This window comes from Streptomyces sp. CNX435 (assembly GCF_059570575.1).
Genome location: NZ_JCANTA010000015.1, coordinates 157,473 through 183,421, shown reverse-complemented (window position 1 = coordinate 183,421; position 25,949 = coordinate 157,473). Strand labels below are relative to the sequence as shown.

18 protein-coding genes and 1 pseudogene are annotated in these 25,949 nt (G+C 72.4%); 9 read left to right on the top strand and 10 right to left on the bottom strand.

Annotated elements, in window-relative coordinates; translation table 11 throughout:
- The 5 genes from T328_RS23890 to T328_RS23870 all read left to right on the top strand — a co-directional run.
- On the top strand, nt 1-589 hold a 589-nt coding region (locus tag T328_RS23890; RefSeq protein ID WP_496498197.1), incomplete at its 5' end, for an MFS transporter.
- Nucleotides 590-880: 291 nt separating this feature from the next.
- On the top strand, nt 881-1,342 hold the full coding sequence (locus T328_RS23885) for a hypothetical protein (RefSeq protein WP_496498196.1): 462 nt from the start codon (nt 881-883) through the stop codon (nt 1,340-1,342).
- Nucleotides 1,330-1,896, top strand: a complete 567-nt coding sequence (locus T328_RS23880) for a hypothetical protein (RefSeq protein ID WP_496498195.1) — start codon at nt 1,330-1,332, stop codon at nt 1,894-1,896. Before T328_RS23885 ends, T328_RS23880 begins: the two co-directional genes overlap by 13 nt.
- Before the next feature lie 648 nt (nt 1,897-2,544).
- Nucleotides 2,545-3,711, top strand: coding sequence for a ScyD/ScyE family protein (locus tag T328_RS23875; RefSeq protein ID WP_496498194.1), 1,167 nt, complete (start codon nt 2,545-2,547; stop codon nt 3,709-3,711).
- Between the two features lie 688 nt (nt 3,712-4,399).
- Entirely contained in the window at nt 4,400-5,563 is a 1,164-nt protein-coding gene (locus T328_RS23870; RefSeq protein WP_496498193.1) for a ScyD/ScyE family protein, read from the top strand.
- Nucleotides 5,564-5,706: 143 nt separating this feature from the next.
- Here the strand turns inward: T328_RS23870 and T328_RS23865 are convergent, their stop codons facing one another.
- The 5 genes and pseudogenes from T328_RS23865 to T328_RS23845 form a co-directional block, all read right to left on the bottom strand.
- On the bottom strand, nt 5,707-7,410 hold the full coding sequence (locus T328_RS23865) for an RNA polymerase sigma factor (RefSeq protein ID WP_496498202.1): 1,704 nt from the start codon (nt 7,408-7,410) through the stop codon (nt 5,707-5,709).
- 51 nt (nt 7,411-7,461) lie between these two features.
- A complete protein-coding gene (locus T328_RS23860) occupies nt 7,462-8,727 on the bottom strand; it encodes an alginate lyase family protein (protein WP_496498192.1) in 1,266 nt (421 codons plus the stop codon).
- A 162-nt stretch (nt 8,728-8,889) separates the two neighbouring features.
- Complete coding sequence (locus T328_RS23855) at nt 8,890-9,273, bottom strand: VOC family protein (protein ID WP_496498191.1); 384 nt, start codon at nt 9,271-9,273, stop codon at nt 8,890-8,892.
- Nucleotides 9,274-9,479: 206 nt separating this feature from the next.
- Nucleotides 9,480-9,899 (bottom strand): annotated as a pseudogene (locus T328_RS23850) (WGR domain-containing protein); the annotation flags it as partial.
- A 119-nt stretch (nt 9,900-10,018) separates the two neighbouring features.
- Entirely contained in the window at nt 10,019-10,957 is a 939-nt protein-coding gene (locus tag T328_RS23845) for an aldo/keto reductase (protein WP_496498190.1), read from the bottom strand.
- A 46-nt stretch (nt 10,958-11,003) separates the two neighbouring features.
- On the opposite strand from T328_RS23845, the gene pdxR reads away from it, so the two are divergent.
- On the top strand, nt 11,004-12,470 hold the full coding sequence (gene pdxR, locus T328_RS23840) for a MocR-like pyridoxine biosynthesis transcription factor PdxR (RefSeq protein WP_496498189.1): 1,467 nt from the start codon (nt 11,004-11,006) through the stop codon (nt 12,468-12,470).
- A gap of 28 nt (nt 12,471-12,498) precedes the next feature.
- Here pdxR and T328_RS23835 read toward each other — a convergent pair whose 3' ends face one another.
- Nucleotides 12,499-12,768 (bottom strand): hypothetical protein, encoded by a 270-nt coding sequence (locus T328_RS23835; protein WP_496498188.1) that lies wholly within the window; start codon nt 12,766-12,768, stop codon nt 12,499-12,501.
- Nucleotides 12,769-13,074: 306 nt separating this feature from the next.
- On the opposite strand from T328_RS23835, the gene T328_RS23830 reads away from it, so the two are divergent.
- The gene (locus tag T328_RS23830) at nt 13,075-13,710 is read left to right on the top strand and encodes a TetR family transcriptional regulator (RefSeq protein WP_496498187.1); all 636 of its coding nucleotides are present in this window, start codon (nt 13,075-13,077) and stop codon (nt 13,708-13,710) included.
- A gap of 61 nt (nt 13,711-13,771) precedes the next feature.
- On the opposite strand, the gene T328_RS23825 is transcribed toward T328_RS23830, so the two are convergent.
- Nucleotides 13,772-14,326, bottom strand: coding sequence for a response regulator (locus T328_RS23825; RefSeq protein WP_496498186.1), 555 nt, complete (start codon nt 14,324-14,326; stop codon nt 13,772-13,774).
- Nucleotides 14,323-18,297 carry a HAMP domain-containing protein gene (locus T328_RS23820; protein ID WP_496498185.1) on the bottom strand — a complete coding sequence of 1,325 codons (3,975 nt, stop codon included), beginning with the start codon at nt 18,295-18,297 and terminating at the stop codon, nt 14,323-14,325. Before T328_RS23820 ends, T328_RS23825 begins: the two co-directional genes overlap by 4 nt.
- Before the next feature lie 153 nt (nt 18,298-18,450).
- Between T328_RS23820 and T328_RS23815 the strand changes: the two genes are divergently transcribed.
- A complete protein-coding gene (locus tag T328_RS23815; RefSeq protein ID WP_496498184.1) occupies nt 18,451-20,265 on the top strand; it encodes a SpoIIE family protein phosphatase in 1,815 nt (604 codons plus the stop codon).
- 106 nt (nt 20,266-20,371) lie between these two features.
- Nucleotides 20,372-21,271: an N-acetylmuramoyl-L-alanine amidase gene (locus T328_RS23810; protein ID WP_496498183.1), complete on the top strand. Its 900-nt coding sequence runs from the start codon at nt 20,372-20,374 to the stop codon at nt 21,269-21,271.
- 85 nt (nt 21,272-21,356) lie between these two features.
- Here T328_RS23810 and T328_RS23805 read toward each other — a convergent pair whose 3' ends face one another.
- On the bottom strand, nt 21,357-25,055 hold the full coding sequence (locus T328_RS23805; protein ID WP_496498182.1) for a hypothetical protein: 3,699 nt from the start codon (nt 25,053-25,055) through the stop codon (nt 21,357-21,359).
- The gene (locus T328_RS23800; RefSeq protein ID WP_496498181.1) at nt 25,045-25,896 is read right to left on the bottom strand and encodes a DUF4132 domain-containing protein; all 852 of its coding nucleotides are present in this window, start codon (nt 25,894-25,896) and stop codon (nt 25,045-25,047) included. Before T328_RS23800 ends, T328_RS23805 begins: the two co-directional genes overlap by 11 nt.
- Nucleotides 25,897-25,949: the final 53 nt, after the last annotated feature.

Genomic DNA, 25,949 nt, shown 5'->3' with positions numbered 1-25,949 from the left:
CTACGGGGCCTTCGCCTCCGGCGCCGCGCTGCTGCCGATGACCGGGCTGCTGATGGTCGTCATGACCCTGCTGGCCGCGCGGCTGCTCGGCCGGTTCGGGCCCAAGCCGCTGCTGGTCGTCGGGCTGCTGACGCTGGCCGCCGGGCTGCTGTGGCTGTCGGCGGTCGGGCCCACCGGGTCGTTCGCGGTCGATGTCCTGCCCGCCTCGCTGGTGGCGGCGCTGGGCATGTCGCTGGCGTACATCCCGGGGCTGATGGCGGCGATGTCCGGCGTTCCGCAGGAGCAGGCCGGGCTGGCGTCCGGCATCGTCAACACCACGTACCAGGTGGGCTCCGCCCTCGGCCTCGCGGCGCTCACCGCGCTGGCCACCTCGCAGGGCGCCGACCGCCTCGGCGATCTGCCGGCGCTCACCGACGGGTTCAGCGCGGCGTTCACCGGGGCCGCCGGAGTGGCCGCGGCCGGCGCACTGCTCACCGCACTGCTCATGGGCCGCCGCGGCAGCCGTCCGGCGGCCCGCGACGCCGGCCGGGGCGCGGGGACTCCGGACGCCGCGCACGCCGCGGACGCCGCCGGGGAGGTGGGCCGCTGACGAAGGGCCGCGCCGCACTACCGGGGTGCGGGGTCACGGAGCACCGCCGCCCGGCGGGCCCGTCACCCGCACCCCGGACGCGTACTCGGGAGGGGTACCGAATCTGCGGCGGTACAACATATGCGGCGACGGTGACCGGGCACACACGGACCGTACCGACCCGTTCCGATCCCCCTCGCCGCCCCGTACGAAGGACACCCGCGCCGGCCGGCCGGAGTGCCCGCGTCGCGGCCGTGCGGAGCCGGGCACCGGCCCGGCCGCCGTCCGCGACCCGACCGCGAGGAGGTCCCCGTGCCCACCGACTCCCGAGTGTTCGCCGAGGCGAGCCGCGCACTGCGCTACACCATCGCCGGGATCGTCCTGCTCGCCCTCGTCTACGTCGCCGGCGTCTTCGCCTGGGGCGGCGCGTCCTGGTCCACCGCGCCGTTCCGCGGCGAGAACGAAGCCCGCGACCGCACCGTGGGCTCGGGCGAGTTCCGGATCTCCACGTACGAGGAGTTCTTCGACCTGTGCGCGGCGGTGGAGACGAAGGAGGACGAGATCACGGCGCTCCAGGACGAGCTGGACACCAAGCCCTCCGAGTACCGCACCGAGCAGATCAACACCTCCCTCACCGCGCTCCGCGCCACGCGGTCCGAGTTGGTCAACGACTACAACGCCAAGTCCCGGCAGGAGCACCGCAAGGCGTTCAGGGACGCCGGGCTGCCCGCCGAACTGGACACCGACGCGAAGGAGACCACGTGCGCCGCCTGACCCGCATCCTCACCGCCCTCGCCGCGACAGCCGCCCTCGCCTTCACCGCCGCGGCCTGCACGGACGACTCCTCCCAGGCCCAGGAGTCGCGGACCAAGCAGTCCGGCTACGACAGGCTCGTCAAGCGCCAGCCGGCCGACGCGATGACGTACTCCCCGACGCGGAGGACCATCAACAAGTGGGTCGACAACTGGGAGAAGCCCGGGAAGCTGTCGTACGTCTATCTGCAGAACGCCAACGGGGAGTACGGCTACTTCGTACTGGAAGGGCTGCCGGTCTCGTACTGCGCCATGCTCACCCCGCCGGAGGACGTCGACTCCTCCAACAGCGGCATGGTGACGAAGACCGCGCCGGGCATGGACGGCGTCTACTACTCCGGCGGCCAGTGCAGCGCGTACTACGGCTTCGACGCCACCACCGGCGCCTACCTGGAGTTCACCATCGGCAGCAACCAGAGCTTCTTCCTCTACGACAAGCCGATGTCGCTGCCGGAGTTCCGCGACGCGACGCCCCTGGGCGAGACGCGCATCGAGGACGGCAAGGTCGTCCGGTAGGCCCGTCCCGCCGGGGCGCCACCCCCATGGGTGAACCCCCGGCTCCCTCAACCGGGAGGGACGGGAGAGCCGGCCCCCGGGCCGGCCGGCGTGGACGGCACGCTCGTCGTACGGGACGTCCTCTTCCCTCGGCCGTGGCGTATTTCCGCCTGGAATGATCTCGGCCACTTTCATCTCCGCAGGGCCGCCGCGCCGGAGCGGACGGCGCTCCTGGACCGGCCCGGTGGGATTCCGCCGGCGCACGGCGTCTACCTGCTGGCAGCCGGATCCTCCCGAACGTACAGCTTTCCCAGCGGCGTGACCTGGGCGGACTACGAGCTGGACACCCCCCTCCAGGACAGCCCGCCGCTCGACCGAAACGCGGGCAACCGGCCCCCGGTCGACGGAGTCATCCGTGACACGCGCCGACCAACCGGCCAGTAACAATCCGGTTGATCCGGCTTAAATATGCTCAAAGACAAGCCCTCATCAAGAGGGCTACAAGGGCGATGAGGAACAGTTTCGGCCACCGGACCCGGGATGCTCGCGGAGGTACGGAACGCCATCGTCACCACGGTGGCATTCATCGTGCCCCTCCGTTCCCCCACGAGGTCCCGGGTCTGCTCCCCGCGCAACTGTCATCTCGAAGAAGAGAAAACGGAGAGCGACATGAGACGTATGAGCAAAGGCCGGTTAGTGGGCGCAACCGCGGCGGCCCTGGCGCTGGCCGGTGTCGGGGTGGGCTCCTCGGGCCCGCCCGCCGAAGCCGCGAACAGCACGGGCGGGACGGGCGCCAGCGGCACCCTCTCCGCCGACTCCCCGGTCACGGTCGTGGCCAACGAACTGCACGAGCCACGCAGCCTGACCTGGGGCCCTGAGGGTGAGCTGCTGGTCGCGGAGGCCGGCACGCCGGGCGGCGTGTGCGACGGCGCCGACCTGAACTCCATGGTCTGTCACGGCCTGCGCGGAACGGTCGCCGACGTGTCCTCCGGCAAGCCGGACCGCATCGTCACAGGACTGCCGACGCACTTCAACACGGGCGAGTCCGTCGGCCCCAACGGCGTCAAATACATCGACGGCAAGCTGTACGTGCTGTCCCCGGGCTCGCCCCAGGGCGTGCCGTCCTGGCTGCCCGACGACCTGGAGCAGAAGCTCAAGAAGGAGTACGGCGCGCTGCTCGACATCACCAGCGGGCGCGCCGTGGTGAAGTCCAACCCCGGCCAGGTCAACTACCGGTGGATGCAGGAGAACCACCCGGAGTACTTCGAGGTCCCCGGCTTCGACGCCAACGTCTACGACATGACCCCGAAGCCCGGCGGCGGGCTCTACGTGATCGACTCCGCGTCGAACACCCTCAGCTCCATCGACCGCGGCGGCAACGTCGAGGTGCTCGACTACATGCCGCTCACCCCGGCCGGCACCGACGCGGTGCCCACGTGCATCGACACCGGCCCGGACGGCGCCCTGTACATGGGCCAGCTCACCGGCTACGGCAACTCGGCCACGGCCGCCAACGTCTACCGCTACGCCCCGGCCGTCGGCGACTGGGAGGTCTGGGAGTCCGGCTTCAGCACCATCTCCGGCTGCGGCTTCGGCATCAACGGCGACTTCTACGTCACCGAGTTCGCCACCACCGGCCTGCCGTGGACCGGCGACCCGAAGGGTGACGTCGTCCAGATCGCCGAGGACGGCACCCGAACCAAGCTCGCCGAGGGCGAACTCCTCGCCCCGCACGGCTTCCTGGCGGGCCCGGACGGCTCCGTCTACGTAGCCAACAACTCCCAGATGTGGCCCCGCGGCGAGGCCACCGACGGCCAGGTCGTCAAGATCGGCTGACCGGGACACCTCTTCCGGCCGCGCGCGCGGCCGGCGGGTACGCCACCGCCGGCCGCGCTCCGGTGCGGCCGGCCCGGCCGCCCGGCGGGCGTGCGGCGGGCTGGCGGCTACGAAGCCCGGCCCGGGCCGACGTCCGCACCGGCGTACCGCGGGTGCCCGGCGGGCCGGTAGACCTGGACCGTGACACCACCCGGGAAGGCCCCGCGATGGGGTTGTCGTCGGGGTCCGGCAGCTTCCACGAACGGGGCGGCCCGGATCCGACACCGTTCGACGGCATATTTGCGAACCGGTCGGGAACGGCCGGTGGTCTCGTGCCGCACACTGCTCCAGGCGTGGCGTGTTCCGCGTGGAACGATCTCGGCCATTTTCCTCTCCGCAGGGCCGCCACGCGCAGCCGAGCCCTCGGCGACGTACACCTTCGCCAGGGTCTTGACCTGGGCAGACCGATCGGACGCAAGGGATCCGTCCGGTTTCTCCCGCCCCTGAATAAGCTCAGCACCAAGTCCCTGACAAGAGCGCTACAAGGGCGGCGGGGAACAGTTTCGATCATCGGACTCGGGCCGCTCGCGGAGGTACGGAACGCCATCGTCGTCCCGGCGGCGCCCATCGTGCGCCTCCGTTCTCCCACGAGGTCCCGGGTCGATTTCTCGCGCGACCTTCAGCTCGATGAAGAGAGAACGGAGAGTACATGAGGCGTCTCAGCAAGAGCCGGTTAGTGGGCGCAGCCGCGGCGGCACTGACACTGGCCGGTGCCGGGGTGGGCGCCCCGGCCGCCGCGGAAGCCGGGAGCGGCGCGGACGGGTCGGGCACCGCCGGCACCCTCTCCGCCGACTCCCCGGTCACGGTCGTGGCCAACGAACTGCACGAGCCACGCAGCCTGACCTGGGGCCCTGACGGTGAGCTGCTGGTCGCGGAGGCCGGCACGCCGGGCGGCGTGTGCGACGGCGCCGACCTGAACTCCATGGTCTGTCACGGCCTGCGCGGAACGGTCGCCGACGTGTCCTCCGGAAAACCGGACCGCATCGTCACGGGCCTGACGTCGAACTTCAACTCGGGCGAGATCGTCGGTCCCAACGGACTGAAGTACATCGGCGGCAAGCTGTACGTGGTGACGCCGGGCTCGCCCCAGGGCGTGCCGTCCTGGGTGCCCGACGACCTGGAGCGGAAGCTCAAGAAGGAGAACGGCGCGCTGCTCGACATCACCAGCGGGCGCGCCGTGGTGAAGTCCAACCCCGGTCAGGTCAACTACAGCTGGCTGCAGGAGAACCACCCGGAGTACTTCGAGGTCCCCGGCTTCGACGCCAACGTCTACGACATGACCCCGAAGCCCGGCGGCGGGCTCTACGTGATCGACTCCGCGTCGAACACCCTCAGCTCCATCGACCGCGGCGGCAACGTCGAGGTGCTCGACTACATGCCGCTCACCCCGGCCGGCACCGACGCGGTGCCCACGTGCATCGACACCGGACCGGACGGCGCGCTCTACATGGGCCAGCTCACCGGCGACGGCAACTCGGCCACGGCGGCGAACGTCTACCGCTACGACCCGGCCGTCGGCGACTGGGAGGTCTGGGAGTCCGGCTTCAGCACCATCTCCGGCTGCGGCTTCGGCGCCAACGGCGACTTCTACGTCACGGAGTTCGCCACCACCGGCATACCGTGGACCGGCGACCCGAAGGGCGATGTCGTCCAGATCGCGAAGGACGGCACCCGCACCAAGCTCGCCGAGGGCGAACTCCTCGCCCCGCACGGCTTCCTGGCGGGCCCGGACGGCTCCGTCTATGTCGCCAACAACTCCCGGATGTGGCCCCCCGGCGAGGCCACCGACGGTCAGGTCGTCAAGATCGGCTGACCCGGAACGCTTCTGCGACCGCGCGTGCGCCCGGCGGGTATGCCACCGCCGGGCGCACCCGGGCAGTGCGACGGCTACTACCGGAAGCCGGGGTAGCCGACGGCGGTCGGCGCGGCGGCGGCACCGCGGGCGGCGGTGTGGGGCTACCCGACTTCGGAGCGCTGGGCGACGGTCGCCGGGTCGGCGGGGCGGGCGCGGGTGAGGTACTGGGGTACGGGGGTGCGGTTGTCGCCGGTGTCGCGGACGAGACCGTAGCGGACGATGCCCGCCTGCGGGTCGGGGGGTGTGCGCAGGTCGAGTTCGACGTCCTCGTGGGTGGCGGGCTGGATGATGAGGTTGTAGTCCGCGCCGCGCTCGTTCTGGTTCAGGGTGACCGTGCCGTCGAGCCAGAAGTACTCGTTCTGCCACATCTGCTGGGTTCCGGGCGGCAGCACGGTGGTGCCGATGGCCGGCGAGCCCATCCAGGTCTCGTCCGGGCTGCCCGGCTTCAGGTCGTCCATCCGCCGGCCGCCCCCGGAGGCGACGTGGAAGAGCCTGCCCTCCAGACCGGTCCAGGAGGCCATGACCAGGCCGCCGGGGCGTTGCACGGGCAGGATCTGCCAGCGGACCCGCACATAGCCCGTACCGCGCAGCGTGGCGCTCTCCCCCCGGTGGGTGAGGTTGACGTTGGGGCCCCCGCTGCTGGTCAGGCCGGGTTCCGCCCGGCGTGGCAGCGGAGCGGGCCGCGCGGCGGGGTCGGGCGCTTCGTCGACGGCGTCGACCACGCCGCCGTAGCGGGGGGCGGGCCGGGGAGCCGGGGACCGGGTGGTCGGGGGCGGCGAGGAGACCGGGGGCCCGGTGGTCGGGGGCGGGGCGCTCGGTGCGGGCGACGACGACGAGGGGGCGGCGCTGCGCGGCGGCGGGTCCGCGGGCCGCTCGTAGACGAGCAGCGCCGCGCCGCCCGCCGCGAGCGTCGCTCCGGCGGTCACCGCCGCGGCGGGCTTGCCCACAGCCGCGAGCACCTTGGCGGACCAGCCGGTGGCGACGGCCGCGGCGGCGGTCTTGCCGCCCAGGGCCAGGGAGAGGGCGAACCCCGTGGGCAGCGGCACCAGGGCCAGGCCCACCAGCAGCAGTTCCGCGGGCACGATCCCCTCGCGTGGCGCCCCGCATACGGCGCAGCCGCGGATGTGGCGGGCCAGCCGCTTGCGCCAGACGGAGACGGGCCGGCCGTCCCAGGGGGCGAGCAGGTCACGCAGGTCCGCGCAGTCGGCCGGCTGCGGGCCCGCCAGGACCCGTACGATGTCGCGCGCCGTCGCCAGCCGCTCCTTCATCCGCTGCACGCGCACGGCGGCGTGCGCGCGGCTGATGCCGAGCGCCGTCGCGAGGTCGCGGCGGTTCAGCTCGCCGGCCACCTCCAGCCACCACAGGGACAGCAGCTGGCGGTCCTCGTCGTCCAGCCAGCGCGCCGCCTCCGCGACCTCCCGCCGCTGCCCCGCCAGTTGCAGCCGCGCCACGGTCAGGTCCGCGAAGTCGGCCGCACCGGCCGGGTGGGCGGCGGGCTCGGCGGCGCCGGCCGGCGGCTCGCGGTGCCGCGACCGCTCCCGCCGCCGGGCCCGTTCCCGTATCTGCCGCATCGCGATCGCGACCAGCCAGGAGCGGAAGCGGTCCGGGTCGCGCAGCGACGGCAGCCGGTGGACGGCGCGGAGCATCGTCTCCTGGACGACGTCGTCGACGTCGGCGTGACCGCCCAGCGCGCGCCCGACGATGTTGTAGACCAGCGGCAGCCACCCGGCCACCAGCCGGTCCATCGCCTCCCCGTCACCGGCCTGCGCCGCCGTGATGACCGCGCGCCACTCCCGCGCCTCCACCGTCACTCCTCCACCGTCACTCCCGTCGCAGATCAGCCATACCGGCGGAGGTTACTTGGCGTAGAGGAGAGTGCCGAAGCCGAGCTGGTCGTAGCCGCCGCTGTTGGGACCGTAGTCCCCGCCGCCGCCCTCGGGACGGACCTGCTCGGCGATGGCGGTGAGGTACGGCACGGACAGCCCGCGGCGGCGGGCGTAGTGGTAGTGCAGCATGTCCCACACCGGGCGGGCCTGCCCCCGGCCGGCCGCGGAGATCACGGTGTGCGAGCGCTGGGCGCAGTTCTGCCCGGTGCCCCAGGTGTACGTGGTGAAGGGGACGTCCTGGCCGAGGTTGTACTTGGCGACGTACTGGGCGGCCTTCATGAACCGGTTGCCGTCGTGGCCGTAGAGGTCGACGCCCTGGCTCCAGGCCATCTCGCAGATCGCGCCCGCCTGGCCCATGCCCATGATGGTGTGGCCCTGGTCCCGGCCGGACTCCTGCCACTGCGCGAGCCCCTCGTCGTCGTAGACGAACGGGATGGCGTGCGGGAAGGAGCCGTTGCCCGCCCCGGTCTTCATGTACTCCACGGCGCGGTCGAACATGGCCTGGTCGTCGCAGAGGATGCCGATCGCCATGACCGAGGCGACGTTGCACAGGTCCCAGTTCGCCCAGTAGTTGGTGATGCAGGCGTCGTTGTGGCCGACGAGGAACTGGTCGTTGAGGGGGTAGAAGACGTCCCGCATCAGCTGCTGGCACCGCGCCAGGTCGAAGCCGTCGTAGCCGCGCATCAGCTCGGCGGCGTTGGCGAGCTGCCAGCCGTATAGGCCGGCGGCGAGGAAGCGGTCGGCGTTGCCGGTCACCGTGCGCAGCGTGCCGGACCAGGCGTTGAGGATGTCCCGTGCGGTGTCACCGTGCTCGGCGGTGCCGCCGATGTGCCAGCGCAAGGCGTTCTGGTACGCGGCGTGCACGTCGTTGTAGAAGACGGTGTAGTTCTGGCCCTCGCCGCCGCGTACGACCGTCTCCAGCGGTCGCGGGGCCCATCCGCTCTGGGCGTGCGGGTTGGCGGTCAGCCGCCGCCAGCCGGAGAGCCACGGCTCGTCGCCCGCGGCCACCCGGACCTTGGCCCGGTTCAGCTCGCCGTAGGCGTGCAGCATGCCGGGGTGGGTGAAGGCCGCGGACGCGGAGCTTCCGTCGTCCGCGGCCCCGGTGCCGGGCGCGGCGTCGGCGGAGTCTCCGCCCCACGCGACGGCCGCGCCGCCCACGGCCCCTGCCGCCGCCAGTCCGCCGGCGAACTGCAGCACGCTGCGGCGGCTCGGACGCTGTGCTCTGTGGTGACCCATGGACGGCTCCTGTGGTGGGGGACGCGCGCCGCTCGTGCGGCGCACACCACGGGGACGCGACCGGGGGCCGGACGATAACAGTTTTTCCGCGCACCGCGCGCGGGCCCCGTCGAGCCGTGCGCCGCCATGTGCCGGCGGACTCGTGATCGACGAGGCAGCCGGCTACGCGGCCGCGGGCTCGAAGAGTTCGACCGGGTTGCCGGCGGGATCCTCCAGCAGGATCTGCCGACCGCCCCGGCCGGAGACGATGTCGTTGCGGAACACCGCTCCGGCCGCGCGCAGCGAGGCCACTGTGGCGTCGAGATCCTCGACGTGCAGTTGGATACGGTTCCAGCCGCCCGGCTCGGGACGCCGCCCGTCCGGCATGGCCTGCGCCGCACCGCCCGGCCCGGTCGGAGCGGACAGCAGCAGGCACAGGTCTCCCCGGAGGAGGGCGGCGAACCCGGGCGCGGGCGGCCGGTCGATCTCGAAGTCCAGGTGGGCGGTGTAGAAGGCGACGGCGCCGGCCACGTCGTCGACGATGTAACGGACGGATACGCGACTCATGGATGCGATCCTTCCACGTTCACCGCACCACCGTCGCGGGCGCGCGCCCGGGTGCACCGGATACGCCGTCCGCGAGGTACGCCGGCGCCGCGCGGGTCCGGCGGTCCGTACGGTGGCCGGCCGACGCGGCGCCCGGCGGCGTGCGCGCCCGGCGGGGGTGCGGGTCGCAGCAGCCGGCGAATCTCCCCGCGTACGCGGTAGAAGCCGGTGGCCGCCGCGTGCGGCGCGTCCACGACGTACCGTGCCCCCGGCTCAAGCCGCTGGGTCACGCGGTGCGCGCTTCCCGCGTATACCGCATCGTCCTCCTGCCAGCCGAACAGGACGCCGCCCCGCGTCGGCGTGTGCCACGGCTCGCCGCTGCCGTCGGGCGCGTAGGCGGTGACGCCCCGGTGGTGGCCGTGGTAGACGGCCCGCTCGTCCGCGCGGACCAGCCAGGCGTGCTCGCCCCGGCTGCGGCGGGCCCAGTGGTACTCGTCCTCGTGGTCGATGACCGTGAGCTGGCCGTCTCGGTCCGAGACGCTCAGCACGCCCTCGTGGATGTCGAGCCAGAAGATGTCGACGTCCGCCGCGATGTCGTACGCGGCGAACGGCAGCTTCGAGGACAGGTCGTAGACCCGGCCGTCGTCAGCCCGCATAGTGACATCCCCGCCGGCGCCGGCCACGGGCTGGATCTCGCGCTCCGCGCGGATACGCCGGCCGGGCGAGGCTCGTCGTCGACGAGCCCGCCCGGGCGACAAGGACGTTCTCACGCGGCGGAGTCCAGGCGGTCGCGCTGCTCGGCCGTCAGCTTCAGCGACGTCCCGACGAACGCCTCGTCCAACTGCCCGGTGGAGCTGACGCCGACGACGGGTGTGGCGGCCGGGTTCCCTCCGGTCAGCCAGGCCAGCACCACCTGGTTGCGGGTGGCGCCGGTCTCGGCGACGGTCTCGTCGAGCGCCGCGAGACGGCGGTCGGTGCCGGGGTGCTCGTACGCCGGGTGCAGGGGCCGGTCCGCGCGGGTGTAGCTGCCGTTCAGCAGGGGCGTGTACGCCCACAGCGCCATGTCGGTGTGGTGCTCCAGATAGTGGAGCACCTCGTCGCCGACCGCGCCGAAGCGGTGCACCACCGTGGGGCGGGTGGCGGGGCAGGGCTGCAGGTACGTGTGGTGCTGCTGCAGCGCGGTGAAGCCGGCAACGCCCTGGTCCCGCGCGATCCGGCGGGCACGTTCGACCTGCCAGGCGGGGTAGTTGGAGCAGCCGAGCCGGCCGACCGTACCCGCGGCCACCAGCTCGGCGAAGGCGGAGACCGTCTCTTCCAGCGGCGTGGCCGCATCGGGCTTGTGCGCCCAGAACAGCTCCACGTGGTCCGTGCCGAGGCGGCGGAGACTGCCCTCGATCCCGCTCTTGATCACCGTGGCCGAGAGCCCCTCGGACTCGGCCCCCGGACCCGCGTCGACGGGCTCGCAGCCCACCTTTGTGCTGATCTTGACGCGGTCGCGGACGCCCGGGCGGCGGGCCAGCCACCGCCCGAGCAGCGCCTCGCTCTGCCCGCCGAAGCCGGTCGGATCCTCCCAGAAGGCATAGCAGTTCGCGGTGTCGATCCAGACGCCGCCGGCGTCCACGAAGCGATCCAGGATCTCGAACGACCGTCGCTCGTCCTGAACCGTGCCGAACAGCATCGCCCCGAGGGCCAGATTCTCCGTCATGGCACTCACCGTAGGCGGATTCGGCTTGGCGGTATTCTCCAATTCCATGGCAGTTTTCCAGACCAATTCCGCCTGGGCGACGCTGCTGGACGTCGCTCCCGCGGCGCACGGCCGGCGCCGCCTGCACGATCGCCTCGCGCACGCGCTGCGTACCGCGATCAGGGACGGCCGGCTGACCGAGGGCGCCGCGGTCCCGCCCAGCCGGGTGCTCGCCGAGGAACTCGGCTGCTCCCGCTGGGTGGTCACCGAGGCGTACGGACAACTCGTCGCGGAGGGCTACCTCTCCGCCCACGTCGGCTCCGCCACGCGCGTCTCCTGGGCACCCGACACCGCGCCGCCACGTCCCCCCGCGCGGCGCGCGCCGGCGCAGCCGCCGGTCCGCTACGACCTCGCGCCCGGCCTGCCCGACCTGCGGGCGTTCCCGCGCCGCCGCTGGGCGGACGCCGTCCGGGCGGTCACCGGCTCGGCCGTCCACTACGACCTCGGCCTGCCCGACCCCGACGGGCACGCGGTGCCGCGCGACTCCGTCACGCAGTACCTGCGGCGGTCGCGCGGCTCGGACACGGGCACCGAGTCCGTCTTTGTCTGCGCGGGCGTCACCGACGGCCTGGTGCGTACGTGCCGGGCGCTGCGCGCCGAGGGCATCGGCGACCTGGCCGTCGAAGACCCGGGCTGGGGACGGCTGCGGGACGCCGCGACGAGCGCGGGCCTGCGCGTGCACCCGGTGCCCGTGGACCGCGACGGCCTGTGCGTCGACGACCTCGCGCGCACGCCCGCCCGGGCGGTCGTCGTCGGGGCCGCGCACCAGTTCCCCACCGGCGCGGTGCTGTCCGCGGCGCGCCGGGCCCGGCTGGTCCGCTGGGCCCGGGAGGTGAACGGGTTCGTCGTCGAGGACGACTACGACTCCGAGTTCCGCTACGACCGCCGTCCCGTCGCCGTCATGCAGGGGATGGACCCCGGCCGCGTCTTCCTCCTCGGCTCGGTCAGCAAGACGCTCTCGCCGGCGCTCGGTCTGGGCTGGCTGGTCGCGCCCGCCGCGATGGCCCCGGCACTCCGGGCGGCCAACCCCGTGGCCGCCGCACCGCCGGTGCTCGACCAGCTCGCGCTGGCCACCTTCATCGACCGGGGGTGGTACGACGCCCATCTGCGCGCGGCGCGCAGGCGGTTCCGTACCCGCCGGGACCTGCTCGTCGACACGCTCGCCGCCCGCGTGCCGCACGGGCGCGTCGCCGGCACCGACGCGGGGCTGCACCTCCTGCTGCACCTGCCGGACGGCACCGGCACCCGCCGGGCGGTCCGCTCCGCCACCGCCGCCGGCCTGCGCCTGGCGGACCTCGACGACTACCGCGCCACGCCGTCGGCGGACCGCGCGCTCGTCCTGGGATACGGCAACATCGGCGACACGGACATCGCCCCCGCCGTCAGCCTGCTGGCCCGGGTGCTGCGGGCGCCGGACCGGGCACCGCGAGCGGGCACGCGCGGCCCGGCCGCCCGGCACCGGCACGCGCCCTGACACGTCGCCGGTGTCCGCGGCGGACGGCTCAGCCGCGCGTCGGGCGCCGGAGCCGGGGCAGCGCCGCGAAGGTCCTCAGCAGCCGGGGCACGAGGACGTAGACCACGAGGGGTACGACGACGCCGGTGATCACCAGTACCCGCAGCGGCACCGCGTACGGCTCCAGGACCGGGGTGAAGAGGAGCTGGGCCACGGTGATGCTGGGGTATACGGCCAGCCACGTCGCGAGCACCCGTATGTGCACGGACGGCGTCGCCGCGGCGGGCGGCGGCGTCCGCCGGGGGCACGGGGCGGTCATGCGACCGCGTAGGGCGGGGCGGGCTGCGGGCCCTCGCCGTCGTAGGCCGTGATCCATGAATCGTGCAGCCACATCTCGGTGGCGCGACGGCCCGCGCCGGAGTCCCAGCGGATGTCGCGTTCGTAGGTGACGACGGTGAGGACGGCGAGTGCGCCGGCCAGGGCCCGGCACGGTTGCCTTGCGCATGGTGGTGCCTCCGTGGGTCGGAGCTGCGGAGTGTGCGGTGGCGAACGTAGCCAACCAACCAGTTGGTTGTCAACCATCCGGTTGGTTGGCGAGCGGGCCGCCCGGCTCTAAGCTGTACGCATGAGCGGCAAGGCAGGTGAGGGCACCAGGGCGCGGCTGCTGACCGCGGCCAGGCAGGAGTTCGCCGAGTACGGCATCGCCGGCGCACGCGTGGACCGGATCGCAGGGCTGGCGGGGGTGAACAAGGAACGCATCTACGGCTACTTCGGCAACAAGCAGAAGCTCTTCGACGAAGTCGTCGCGCAGGCCCTCGACGAACTCGCCGAGGCCGTGCCGCTGCGGCCCGGTGACGACCCGGCGGAGTACGTCGGGCGGGTCTACGACTTCCACCACGCCAACTCGGACCTCGTCCGGCTCCTCCTCTGGGAGGCCCTGCACTACCGGGACGACCCGCTCCCCAACGAGGGCCGGCGCACCTCACGCTACGACGAGAAGACCGCCGCCCTCGCGGAGACCGTGGGGCACGAGCGCTCGCCCGCGGTCGCCGCCTGCCTGCTCAGCCTCATCGGCCTGGCCGCCTGGCCGGACGCCGTACCGCAGATGACCCGTATGATCCTCGGCGACTCCGGAGCCGGCGCCGACGGCTCCGGGCAACTGCGCCGGCACCTCGTGGACTTCGCCCGCCGGGCCATGGACGGCCTCCCCGAGGACACCGCGGCCGAACACCCGGCGGCACGTCAGGTCACCCGGGACTGACGGCCGCCCCGCGCATGCCCACGAAGGCCACATCCCGGTGTCTCAGTGCTACGTGAACAACTCACCCGGGCGACGGACCTGCTCGTCCCGCCGGAGTCCCGCCGTCACCGGTGTCCCGACCGGCGCCATGCCGGGTGAGGTCGTGCACCGACGCTTCCAGTCGCTGCAACTGCTCGGCCTGCACGGCGAGTTGCCGGTTCTTGCGGTGCAGCTCCAGGAAGACGTTGACCTTGGTGCGCAGTATCCAGGGCTCGATCGGCTTGGCCAGGAAGTCGGCGGCGCCGACCGCATAGCCGCGGTACGCGTAGTCGGGGTCGATGCCCTGGCCGGTGAGCAGGATGATGGGGACGTCCTTGGTCTGGTCGAGCCGCTTGATGTTCGCGGCGGTCTCGAAGCCGTCCATTCCCGGCATCAGGATGTCGAGCAGGACGACGGCGAACTCCTGGCGCAGCATCGCCTTCAGCGCCTCCTCGCCGGTGCGGGCGAAGACCACGCGCTGGCCGAGGGGGCCGAGTACCGCCGCCAGCGCGACCAGGTTCTCCTCCATGTCGTCGACGATGAGGATGCCGGCCGGGTCCGGCGCGGGCGGCGGCTTCGGCGTGGTGGGGGTCGTCATGCGGCCCGTCCCGGTGCCGCCGGGTCGTCGCCGTCGGCGTCGCCGCCGTCGCCGCCGGAGGCGGAGCCGGAGCCGGCGGGGCCGTCGTCGCCGGCCGGGTGGCCGCCCGCCCGGCGGTCGTGTGCTTCGAGTTGCTCGTAGATCTCCGCCAGCAGCCGGTCGACGTTGACCGGCTTCGGGACGTAGCCGTCCGCGCCGGCCTCGATGGCCTTCTCCCGGTCGCCCGGCATGGCCTTGGCGGTGAGGGCGATGATCGGTGTGCCGGCCAGCCGCGGCGTGGCGCGGATGGTCCGGATCACCTCGTAGCCGTCGACCTCCGGCATCATGATGTCCATCAGCACCAGCGAGATCTCTCTGGAGCGGTCCAGGACCTCGAAGCCCTCACGGCCGTTCTCGGCGTACTTCACGGAGATCCCGACCCTGCCCAGCATGTGCGTCAGCGCGAACACGTTGCGGATGTCGTCGTCCACGATGAGGATCTGACGTCCGGTCAGCACCCGGCCGGGCCGGCCGCTGAGCCACTGCCGCAGCCGGGTCGTCTCCGGCCAGGTGTCCGCCCGTTCCCGATCCGCCGAGCCCGCTGCCGCGGGACCCACCGCGTCGCCTTCCACACCGGGAGCGGGAGCGCGGAATACGGGCACCTCCGGCGCCTCGACCCGGCCGCGCCGTGGTTCGCCGCGGTCCGCGACGGCCTGCTTCTTCCACGGGCCGCGCGGTTCCGCCGGTTCGAGCTGCGGCGTCGCGCTCCCCGAGGCCGCCGCCAGTGACTTGCCGGGCAGCTGGGCCGGGACGTACAGGGTGAACCGCGAGCCCACGCCCTCCTCGCTCTCCGCGTCGATGCGCCCGCCGAGGAGCCCGGCGATCTCCCGGCTGATGGACAGGCCCAGCCCGGTGCCGCCGTACTTGCGGCTGGTGGTGCCGTCGGACTGCTGGAACGCCTCGAACACCACGTCCAGCTTCTCGGCCGGGATGCCGATCCCGGTGTCTTTCACGGAGAACGCGAGCACCGTCTCCGCGTCGTGCAGCGTGTCCTCCGCGAACCCCTCCGGCGGGACCCGCTCGACCCGCAGCTCCACCCGCCCGCTGCTCGTGAACTTCACCGCGTTGGACAGCAGGTTGCGCAGCACCTGCTGGATGCGCTGCTGGTCGGAGTAGAGCTCGGACGGCACGTCGTCGCCGACGGTCACCTCGAATCCGAGCCCCCGGTCGATCGTCAGCGGCCGGAACGTGGCGCGTACGTAGTCGAGGAGTCTGGTCAACGGGATCCGGTGCGGGCGCACGTCGGTCTGGCCGGCCTCCACCTTGGACAGGTCCAGGATGTCGTTGATGAGCTGCAGCAGGTCCGAACCCGCCTGGTGGATCGTGCTCGCGAACTCCACCTCCTGGTCGGACAGCCGCCCGTCGGCGTTGTCGGCGAGCAACCGGGCCAGGATCAGCAGGGAGTTCAGCGGGGTGCGCAGCTCGTGCGACATGTTCGCCAGGAAATCCGACTTGTACTGGGACGACGTGGCCAGCAGCGAGGCCTTCTCCTCCAGCTCCGCGTTGGACCGCTGGAGTTCCTCGGAGCGGGTGCGCAGCTCCGCCGTCAGCCCCTGCGACTGGGACAGCAGCGCCTCGGTGCGGGCGTTGGCGAGGATGGTGTTGAACGAGACGCCGATGGTGTGCGCGAACTGGTCGACGAACGTCAGCTGGATCTCGTTGAACTTGCTGAACGACGCCAGCTCGATCACGCCCAGCAGCCGGTCCTCGAACAGGATCGGCAGGATGAGGATGCTGGAGGCCGGGGCCGAGCCCAGGCCGGACTCGACGGTCACGTAGTCCGGCGGGGCGTCCTCGATCAGGATCCGCTTCTTCTGCTGCACGGCCTGGGCGATCAGCCCGCGGATCGGGGACTCCGACTGGAGGTCGTCCCGGCCCCGGCCGCCGACCCCGTAGTCCGCGATCAGCTCCAGGCCCTCGCCGTCGGCGGCCGTGGAGTCGACCCGGAAGAACAGCTCGGAGTGCGCGTTCACCAGCGGTGCCAGTTCGCGCAGGATCAGGTCGGCGACCTCCACCATGTCGCGGTGGCCCTGCATCAGGCCGGCGATGCGGGTCAGGTTGGACTCCAGCCAGTCCTTGGTGCGGGTGGTCTCCCGCAGGTTGGACACCATGCGGTTGACGTTGTCCTTCAGGTCGGCCACCTCACCCTGCGCCTCCACGGTGATGGACCGCGACATGTCGCCCTTGGCCACCGCGCTCGCCACTTCCCCGATGGCGCGCACCTGCGTGGTGAGGTTCAGGGCCAGTTCGTTGACGCCCCTCGTCAGCCGCTTCCAGTTGCCCGACACACCCTCGACGCGCGCCTGGCCGCCGAGGCGGCCTTCGCTGCCCACCTCGCGCGCCACCCGGGTCACCTCGGAGGAGAACGACGACAGCGTGTCGACCATGGTGTTGAGGGTGGTCTTGAGTTCGAAGATCTCGCCGCGCGCGTCGACGTCGATCTTCTTGGAGAGATCGCCGTTCGCGACGGCCGTGGCGACCTGGGCGATGTTGCGCACCTGCGACGTGAGATTCGACGCCATGAAGTTCACGTTGTCGGTCAGGTCCTTCCACACCCCCGACACCCCGTGCACCTGGGCCCGCCCGCCCAGCTTCCCCTCGGTGCCGACCTCGCGGGCCACCCGCGTGACCTCGTCCGCGAAGTCGCGCAACTGCTGCACCATGCTGTTCACGGTGGTCTTGAGTTCGAGGATCTCGCCGCGCGCGTCGACGTCGATCTTCTTGGAAAGGTCACCGTTGGCGACCGCGGTGGTCACCAGGGCGATGTTGCGCACCTGCGACGTGAGATTCGACGCCATGAAGTTCACGTTGTCCGTCAGGTCCTTCCACACCCCCGACACGTCCTTCACGTGCGCCTGGCCACCGAGGATGCCGTCGGTGCCGACCTCGCGGGCGACCCGCGTGACCTCGTCGGCGAACGCCGACAGCTGATCCACCATCGCGTTCACCGTGCTCATGAGCTGGCGTATCTCACCGCGCGCGTCCGCCGTGATCTTCTGGCTGAGGTCGCCGCGCACCACGGCCGTGGTCACCTGGGCGATGTTGCGTACCTGGGAGGTGAGGTTGGACGCCATCAGGTTGACGTTGTTCGTCAGGTCCTTCCACACCCCCGACACGTCCCTGACCTGCGCCTGGCCACCGAGGATGCCGTCGGTGCCGACCTCGCGGGCGACCCGCGTGACCTCGTCGGCGAACGCCGACAACTGGTCCACCATCGTGTTCACCGTGAGCTTCAGCTCCAGCAGCTCCCCGGCGGTCTCCACCGTCACCTTGCGGGTCAGGTCGCCGCTGGCCACCGCCGTGGTCACGGCGGCGATGTCACGTACCTGCTGGGTCAGCCGGGAGGCCATGGTGTTGACCGCCTCGGTCACCGCCCGCCACGAGCCGGACAGCCCCCGCACGCTGGCACGGCCGCCGAGCCGGCCCTCGGTGCCCACCTCGTGCGCCACCCGCATCACCTCGCCGGTGAAGGTGGACAGGTGGTCCACCACGCGGTTGAGCCCCACTCCCAGACTGCGCAGCTCGCCGTGGAGCGGCCGGGTACCGACCCGTAGCTCCATGTGCTGGCTCAGGTCCCCCTCCGCCACCGCCTCCAGGACCCGGGTGGCGTTCGTCATCGGCACGGCCATCGCGTCGAGCAGGTCGTTCGCGTCGTGTACGGTCTGCGCCCAGCCACCCGGCCCGGTGCTGGCGGAGATCCGCTCGTCCAGGACGCCTTTGCGCGCCACCACGGCCCGCACCCGGCGCACCTCTGACGCCAGGTGCTCGTTGCGGGCGGCAACCCTGTTGAACGCCTCGGCCACCTCACCCAGCACGCCCTCGCCGTCCTCCGGCACGCGCACCGAGAAGTCACCGTCGCGCAGCAATCTGAGCGCGGTCAGTAGTGGGCGCAGCTCGGCGGCGGGTACCGGCTGCTTCTCACGGTCCTCCATACGACCATCCCTGCACGTTTCCTGCATGGCCTGCGGCCGGTCGTCCGTTCTGAGCCGCTTTTTCTATTATATTAAGCTTTGTCTGGATGAGAATCGTGAGGGCAGTGCAGCCTTTCCCCAGGGCACCGGCAATCACACAGGCAGGAGCCACTCGTGCAGGCCGTCTCTTCGGGCGGGCCCGGCGCGCAGGACGGGCCCGGCACGCGCACGGAACTCCCGGCCAGCCAGCAGGCGCCGGCCCGGGCCCGTGCCTTCGTACGAGCCATGATCACCGAGCGGGCCCTGGCGACCTCCTCGCTCGGCCCGCTCGCCGAGCGGCTGGCGGACGACGCCGCGCTGCTCGTCGGCGAGCTGGTCACCAACGCGCTGATCCACGCCGGCACCCCGATGGAACTGGTCTGCCGGGTGGAGACGGACCCGGACGCGGACGACGCTCTGACCGGCGTCCGGATCGAGGTATACGACCGGCAGCCGGCCGCCACCGTGCCCGGCGCCACCGGCGGCGCGGGCACCGGCCGTGGCCTGGGGCTCCAGATCGTGTCGGCCCTCTCCGACTCGTGGGGGGTCATCTACCGGCACACCGAGAAGGCGGTGTGGTGCCGTCTCACCCTCCCCGCGCCCGGTGAGACGCAGGTACCGGTCGGCCCGCTCAACCCGGTGCTCTACCGGCAACTGCAGGCCACGGAGCTGGCCCGCCCCCTCGCCCGCACCGAGTACCGCGGCCAGGCCGGCGTGGGGGGCCACGGCGGGACGTTCCTCGCCGAGGCCAGCGAGCTGCTGGCCGGACAGCTCGACGAGAACATGGTCGCCGCCCTGGCCACCCAGCTCATGGTCCCCCGGCTCGCCGACTGGTGCGCCGTCTGGCTCCTCGCCGAAGACGGCGCCATGCGGCTCACCAGCGTCTGGCACGCGGACGAGAAGCACATCGCCCGGCTCCGCGCCGACCTCGAACCCGAGGCGCCGCCGCCGAAGCTGCGCACCACGGGGACCCCCTGGCCGTGGCCGCAGAGCGCCGGCACGGCGGACGGCGGGTCGGCGCTGGCGTTCTCCCTGGTCTCCGGCGGGACATGCCGGGGCACCCTGCTGATCGGGCGGTCCGGCCCGCCCGAGATCACCGACTCCGTGGCCCACATCGTGGAGGACGTCTCCCGCCAGGTCGCCCAGGCCCTCGTCACCGCCCGCCAGTACACCCGCCAGACGAGCATCAGCCGGGCGCTCCAGCGCCGACAGCTCCCGGCCACACTGGGCAGGCTGCCCGGCATGGAATCGGCCATCGTCTACGAGCCCCACGCCAGCGGGCAGACCGTCGGGGGCGACTTCTACGACCTCTTCCCCACGGGCGACGGGCGGTGGTGCTTCCTCCTGGGCGACGTGCAGGGCAAGGACGCCGAGGCGATGTCGGTGACCGGCCTGACCCGGCACCTGGTGCGCCTGCTCGCCCGCGAGGGCCACGGCGTGGAGTCCGTGCTGCGCTGGCTGAACGCGATGATGGCGGAGGACGCCGCGGAAGCGGTGAGCGCCAGAGGAGAAGGGGCGCGGCCCCGCTTCCTCAGCATGGTCTACGGGGAGCTGATCCCCGACCCGAGCGCGGGCGGCGCCCAGTGCCGCCTCGCCAGCGCCGGCCATCCGCTGCCGCTGCGGATGACCGCCGAGGGGGAGGTGAGCTCCGTGGTCCGCTCCCAGCTGCTGCTCGGCATCGACGAGGACGCCGAGTTCAGCGCCGACACCTTCCAGCTCGCCCCCGGCGAAACCCTGCTGTGCGTCACCGACGGCGTCACCGAGCGCCGGGACGGTCAGCGCCTCCTCGACGACGCGGACGGTCTCGCCGGCATTCTGCGTGACTGCGCGGGCATGGGCGCGATGGCGGTGGCCGAACGGGTCCGCCAGGCCACCCACGACTTCAGCCACGATCCGGTGGAGGACGACCTCGCCGTCGTCGTGCTGCACGCCGAGGCGCCGCCCCGGTGAGCCCTCGCACGGCTGCCGTCCCACGACGCGGTGGCCCGGCGCACGGGCCTCCGACCAGAGCAGTCCAACGGGCGGGGCGGGCGGTGAACCTTCAGGCTGGAAAAATATGAGAGGTGCGCGCGGTTCCCACAGGCACCGGCGCCCCCTGCGCTGGGCGGTCACCGGCGCCGCGGCCACGGCCGCCGCCCTGACCACGCTGCCCCTCGCCGGGGCCCCGTCCTTCGGCCCCGACCCGGATCCGGGCGAACGCTCACCGACCCCCTCGGTCAGCCCACCCTCTCCGGCCCACGCGCTGCAGCCCGCCATCGTCGCCCGTAAGGAGTGGGGCGCCGATCCGAAGCTCCTCGACCAGAAACCGCGCTACGCGGACTCCGTGCACGCCGTCGTCATCCATCACACCAGCCACGCCAACGACTACGACTGCTCGGACAGCCCCTATCTCGTACGCGACATGTACGCGACCCACGCCGTCGCCAACGACTGGGGCGACCTCGGCTACAACTTCCTGGTCGACAAGTGCGGCACGATCTTCGAGGGCCGGCTCGGCGGCGTGGACCGCGCGGTGGTCGGCGCCCACACCGTCGGCCTCAACCGGGGCACGACCGGGATCGCCGCGATCGGCACGTACGCGGAGGGCGTGCCGGTGCCGAAGCCGCTGCGGAAGTCCCTGGAGATGCTGGTCGCCTGGAAACTCGGCCTCACCGGAATCGCCCCCGTCGCCCGCGCCCGCCTCGTCTCCACGAACAGCAACAGCCGGTTCACGAAGGGCTCCTCCGTCAACGTCCCGACGGTCATCGGCCACATCGAGGCGTACGAGACGAACTGTCCCGGGGACGCGCTCGTCCGGCTGCTGCCGGCCCTCCGCAAGGAGGCGGCCCGCCTGCAGAGCGAGGCGAAGGTGCTGGTCAAGAGAGACGCCGAGGGGACCACGGGCCGGAAGGCACCGGGCGGAAGGCGCAGCGCACACGCGGAGGTCCGTCCGGATGACCGGCCGGGGGGCGGATAGTCCTCGCCGGCCGAAGCGGCCGGCGAGGATTGTCCGCCCCCACACCGCGCCGCGCGGCAACGGGGGATCGATCACACCGGAACCGTCATCCGGACGGCCGCCGCCGGTATGCCTCTGCCAGCCGCTCGGCCATCATCCGCTGGTTCCACAGCTGTCCCGGGTCGTTGGGCATCGCCGCGTCGTACAGCTCCAGGCGGGCCTCGGTGGGCACCCGCCACAGCCGGTCGCACGCGTCGGCCGCCTCGGTCACCTTCAGACCCAGGGCGGCGCGGGTGTCGGCCGACAGGCGTGTGCCGGTGCGGACACCGCCGGCGCCGATTCCGGGCAGGCCGGTCAGCCACAGGGCCGCCTCCGCGTGGTCGAGGTCGGCGGCCTTGGCGAGGTGGGCTGCCGCGTCAGGGTCGAACGGCACCGGCTCGCGGCGCTCCAACTCGTCGGCCAGCAGGCGCAGCCGCTTGACGGTGGCCCAGCCCCGGGCCACCGGCCGGATGTCGACGAAACCCTCCGGCCGGGGCATGTCGCCCCGTTGCAGGAAAGCCTTGATTCTGTAGTTCCCGGCTGCTTGCCACCGGGACCAGTCGCCGAAGTGCATGGCGATGTCCAGCGGCAGCAGCTTGCCCTCCGCGGTGGACTGGGCCACCGGGGGTTCCTCGTCCCCGTCCTCCCCCGGATCCAACAGGCCGCGGTGCAACGCCGGATCGGTCAGGGGCGAGGAGGCCCAGAACCGCAGCAGCGCGATCACTGCCGCGCGGTGCTCGGCAGGTGTGACGGCGCTGGCCGCGCGGATGCCGAGGCCGCCGATGCGACCGACGAGCTCCGTCCAGTCGTAGTGGCTCCCCTGGACCGCCCAGTGGGCCATGGCCGTCTCGCCGTCGATCGAGCCGGCGAAGAACGCGGCGGCCAGCTCGATCTGCCGTACGGTCCCGCCGGTTCCCTCGGAGTAGAAGCTGACCAACCCGTCAAATGCACCTTCCAGGTCCGGTTCCGGCACCTCCAGTGGCCGGGCGGTCTCCCGACCGAGCACTTTCAGGAGCCGGTCCCGGTGCTGGATCCGGCGGTTGGTCTCCTGGAAGAAGCCCGTGAGGCCGTCCAGGAGCAGAGGGTGGCCGACCTCGGGCAGCAGGGAACCGAGGGCATTCCGCAGCGCGGACGTGGAGGTGGAGGTGGCCGTCGCCGTCAGCAGGGCCCGTACGGTGTCCTCGGATATCTCCCGCAGCGCTCGCGAGCCGGGAAGGTCACGGGGGGTCAGGAAGTGCCAGAACGCCTTCGGCGGCATGCGGCGCGTGCCCGCGGCCATCGGGGACGGCTGATTGACGATCCAGTCCTGGTCCATCATGTAAACGCGCCAGTGTGCGGCACCGGTTTCCGGATCGCGCGCGGTGACGTCGTAGCCGCCGTCCAGCAGCAGCCGCCGGTCCGAGCCGGGTACGTCGAGGAGTCCCCAGGGGACGGGCGGCCGGGCAGTCCAGCGTCCGTGCGGCAGCGCGCCGGTCGTCGGGAGAGCGGTGCCGTGGACGCCGTCGATGCGGTGGTAGCGGACGTGTCCCGTCACGCGGTCGTACGCGACCCGGAAGCCCAGGTGGGTGCCGTCGGTGCCCAGGGGCGAGGTGGCGGTGCCGGCGGTGACCGGGGCCAGCGACGAGTGCTCGATCAGCCAGCCCTCGTCCGCGCCCAGCAGGGACGCGTCGAGGAACGCGGGCCGGCCGGGCTCGCCGAGCTGCCCGGTGGCCGGGTCGATGGGGCGCACCACCAGGGATTCCTTGTCGACGCCGGTGTACCACCAGTACGTCCGGCCATCGTGGAACATGTGGCCCTCGGCGCCGACCCGGCGATCGCCCACGGTCAGGAGCCGGTGGCCCGTGAACCGCCGGGCGCGGGGCCCCAGGAACGTGTAGCCGGAGCGCGTCTTCTCGCCGTGCCGCCACTTCCACGAGGCTTCCTGTGCCGTGTGGATCTCGCCCGGGGCGCCGGACCAGTACACGCTCTGCATGCGGTTGACGCTGTGGAAGACCTGGAACTCTCCCTCGGAGAAGAACGCCCGTACGTCGTAGGAGAATTGGCTCGCACCCCTCGGCACCACCAGCCGGTGCTCCGCGATCCAGCCGCCGGGTCCGATCGCGATGGCCTTGCGGCGGTCGTGCACCGTCAGGATGGGCCAGCTGGCGCGGCACCAGTTGTCCTCGCCCTTCAGCTCACCGGCGGCCTTGTCCAGGGCGTCCCAGCCCAGTTCGTCGAAGATGCCCGCACGGAGCGTCCTGGTCAGTGGGGCCACCAGGTCGATGCCGGCCAGCCGGTCGAGGAGGTCCGGGACTTCCGCCACCGCCCGCCGGGACAGCATGGTGTAGAGCCAGTCGAAGGCGTCGAGGGCGCTTTGCAGGGTGCCGGAGGTGGCGTAGTGCAACCGGTCGTCGATGATCCGGCGCAGGGAGGGCCACAGTGGCTTGATCGTCCACGCCCTCTGCCAGCGTTCGTCGGACCAGTTGTCGGCGAGGAGGGAATGGACGAGCGGGTCGGTGAACCGGTCGTCGGCGGTCAGCGCTTCGAGATCGGCGCGGTCGTGGTCCCACCAGTGCCCGAGCAGCAGCTTCGGATCCGGGTCCGGCACCGCTATGCCCGCGGCGAGGCAGCCGCCGATGACCGCGGCGTCGATGCGGTATTCCTTCGCGGTGCCGTTGCCGAGGCGCAGCGGGCCCTCGTCGGGGCCGATGCGTGCGGCCAGGCGCGGCAGCAGGTCGAGCAGCTCCCGGGGGGCCTTGGGCGTGCGCATCTCGGGTCCGCGGTAGCGGCGGAGCATCGCGGTGAGCCAGCGGGCGGTGTCGTCGCCGAGTTGGTCGAAGGCGCCCGCCTCGTCGAGGAGGGCGACCCACCAGGCGTCCATGTCCGAGTACGGGAGATCGGTCAGCTGCCACACGAGCCGCTGCTTCACCGCGGACGAGGTGGCGACGACGGCGGCCAGCCAGGTCTTGCGCTGCGAGGTCCAGAAGCCGTCCGAGGCCCGCCAGAGCGCGGGCGCATCCACGAGGGCTGCCAGCACGGACCCGTGTTCGGCCGCCACGTCGAGGCCGGCGGCCTTGGCCAGTTTGGCGAGTTGCTTGAGCATCTCGGGCCAGGGCGGCAGGCCGCCGAGCGTACGGCGTACGGCCAGCTCCCGCAGCTCCCGGTATGCCTCTGCGGGGTCGCCCGGGCGCTTGCCGAGGTCCGCGACGTAAGTCTTGATGTCCTTGACCGACAGTGCCCCGGCGAGGGCGAACTCCAGGAACACCGCGCGCTGCCGGGCCGGATCGACGGACGGCAGGTACTGATCGGCCTTGCGCGCCCGGCCGAACATCATCGCGGCCTGCCGGTGGCGGCCGGCGGCGACGAACGCCCGGCCGACCTGTTCCCAGTAGGCCGGAAGGTGGGAGTCCGGCAGCGTCGTGGCAATCTGTCCGTACAGGTCGAGCGCGGGTCCCGGCTTGGGCCCGGCCAGCCGCTCGGCGCGCGCCATCTCGGGCGCCGCCCCGAGGGCCACGTCGGCGTGGGAGGGGTCGTGGAGCACGGCCCACGCCGGGTAGCCGGGCTCTTGGCGGTGCCCGGCCGACACCGGTGGGCCGGCGTCGGGTGCGGAGAACCCGGCGGCGGCGAGCACCTGGTCCTCGCCGGGCGCGGCGGCCTGTCCGCTCAGCCGGACCACAGGCCGGGTGCCGAGCAGCGGGTGGGTGTAGCGGCGGGCGGTGACCGGCTCGCCGCCCGGGGTACCGACGGGCGCCAGGCCCGTCTCCAGCGCGATTCGGTCAGCTGTCATCGGTCGTCCTTCCCGCGTAGATCAGCTCTGCCATGCGCACGCCTTCGGACCAGGCCACCGGGCCGACTTCGGCCAGCGCGACGGGCCGTTCAGAGGCGTCCACCCACCACAGTCGTCCGGTCTTGGCGGGCAGTCCGGGATCGTCGGACCCCAGCCAGTAGCGGGCCTGCAGACCGACACCGCCGTCGGCGATCCGCAGCGTCGCGAAACCGCCGCGCATGACGAAGCCGTGCTGGGCGGCGCGGGCGGTGGCATGACGCAGCTCCGCGAACTCTCCCCCGGCGTACTCATCGAGGCCGGTGGCTCCGGGGTCGGCATCGTCCGGCCGGTGGTGGATCTCGCGGGCGAGCTGCGGGAGACCTTGCGCTGCCGCACGGTCATCGAGCAGTTCCCGCCACTTCTCCGCGTCGGACAGCAGGACCGGATGCGGCAGGGGCACCGGGCCCACCGGTGGGGTGTGCGCAGTGCCGTCACGGCCCACTAAGCCCGTACGGCCCGCCTCGGTCACGTCCGTCAGCAGGCCCGTCCGCCCGTCGACGACCACCACGAGGTGTTCCAGGACGGACCGCCAGCACGGGTCGGGCCACACGCGGGCCAGCAGGGCGGCGGGCACCGGAACACCGGCCAGCAGCCAGGACTCCACGGTGGACCGGCACTCCTCCTCGTGCCGCACCAGCCCCTCGCGCAACTCGGACAGCTTCTTGCCCGCCGAGCTGGCGCGCACGGCTCGGGGGACGGACTGCAGAAGGCGGCCGTCGGACTTACGGCATCTGAGAGTGGTTCCGTCCAGGGCCAGTTCGTGGCCATGAGTGGCGGGAACCCACGCAAGGGGAGTCGACATGCCCCGCATCGTGTCAGCCCCCTCTGACAGTCGGCCCGGCCAGGTGGCATCGC

Coding starts and splice junctions, on each gene's coding strand:
- T328_RS23875 (WP_496498194.1), top strand. CDS start 2,545: ATGAGACGTATGAGCAAAGGCCGGTTAGTGGGCGCAACCGCGGCGGCC.
- T328_RS23870 (WP_496498193.1), top strand. CDS start 4,400: ATGAGGCGTCTCAGCAAGAGCCGGTTAGTGGGCGCAGCCGCGGCGGCA.
- T328_RS23860 (WP_496498192.1), bottom strand. CDS start 8,727: ATGGGTCACCACAGAGCACAGCGTCCGAGCCGCCGCAGCGTGCTGCAG.
- T328_RS23855 (WP_496498191.1), bottom strand. CDS start 9,273: ATGAGTCGCGTATCCGTCCGTTACATCGTCGACGACGTGGCCGGCGCC.
- T328_RS23845 (WP_496498190.1), bottom strand. CDS start 10,957: ATGACGGAGAATCTGGCCCTCGGGGCGATGCTGTTCGGCACGGTTCAG.
- pdxR (WP_496498189.1), top strand. CDS start 11,004: ATGGCAGTTTTCCAGACCAATTCCGCCTGGGCGACGCTGCTGGACGTC.
- T328_RS23835 (WP_496498188.1), bottom strand. CDS start 12,768: ATGACCGCCCCGTGCCCCCGGCGGACGCCGCCGCCCGCCGCGGCGACG.
- T328_RS23830 (WP_496498187.1), top strand. CDS start 13,075: ATGAGCGGCAAGGCAGGTGAGGGCACCAGGGCGCGGCTGCTGACCGCG.
- T328_RS23825 (WP_496498186.1), bottom strand. CDS start 14,326: ATGACGACCCCCACCACGCCGAAGCCGCCGCCCGCGCCGGACCCGGCC.
- T328_RS23820 (WP_496498185.1), bottom strand. CDS start 18,297: ATGGAGGACCGTGAGAAGCAGCCGGTACCCGCCGCCGAGCTGCGCCCA.
- T328_RS23810 (WP_496498183.1), top strand. CDS start 20,372: ATGAGAGGTGCGCGCGGTTCCCACAGGCACCGGCGCCCCCTGCGCTGG.
- T328_RS23805 (WP_496498182.1), bottom strand. CDS start 25,055: ATGACAGCTGACCGAATCGCGCTGGAGACGGGCCTGGCGCCCGTCGGT.
- T328_RS23800 (WP_496498181.1), bottom strand. CDS start 25,896: ATGTCGACTCCCCTTGCGTGGGTTCCCGCCACTCATGGCCACGAACTG.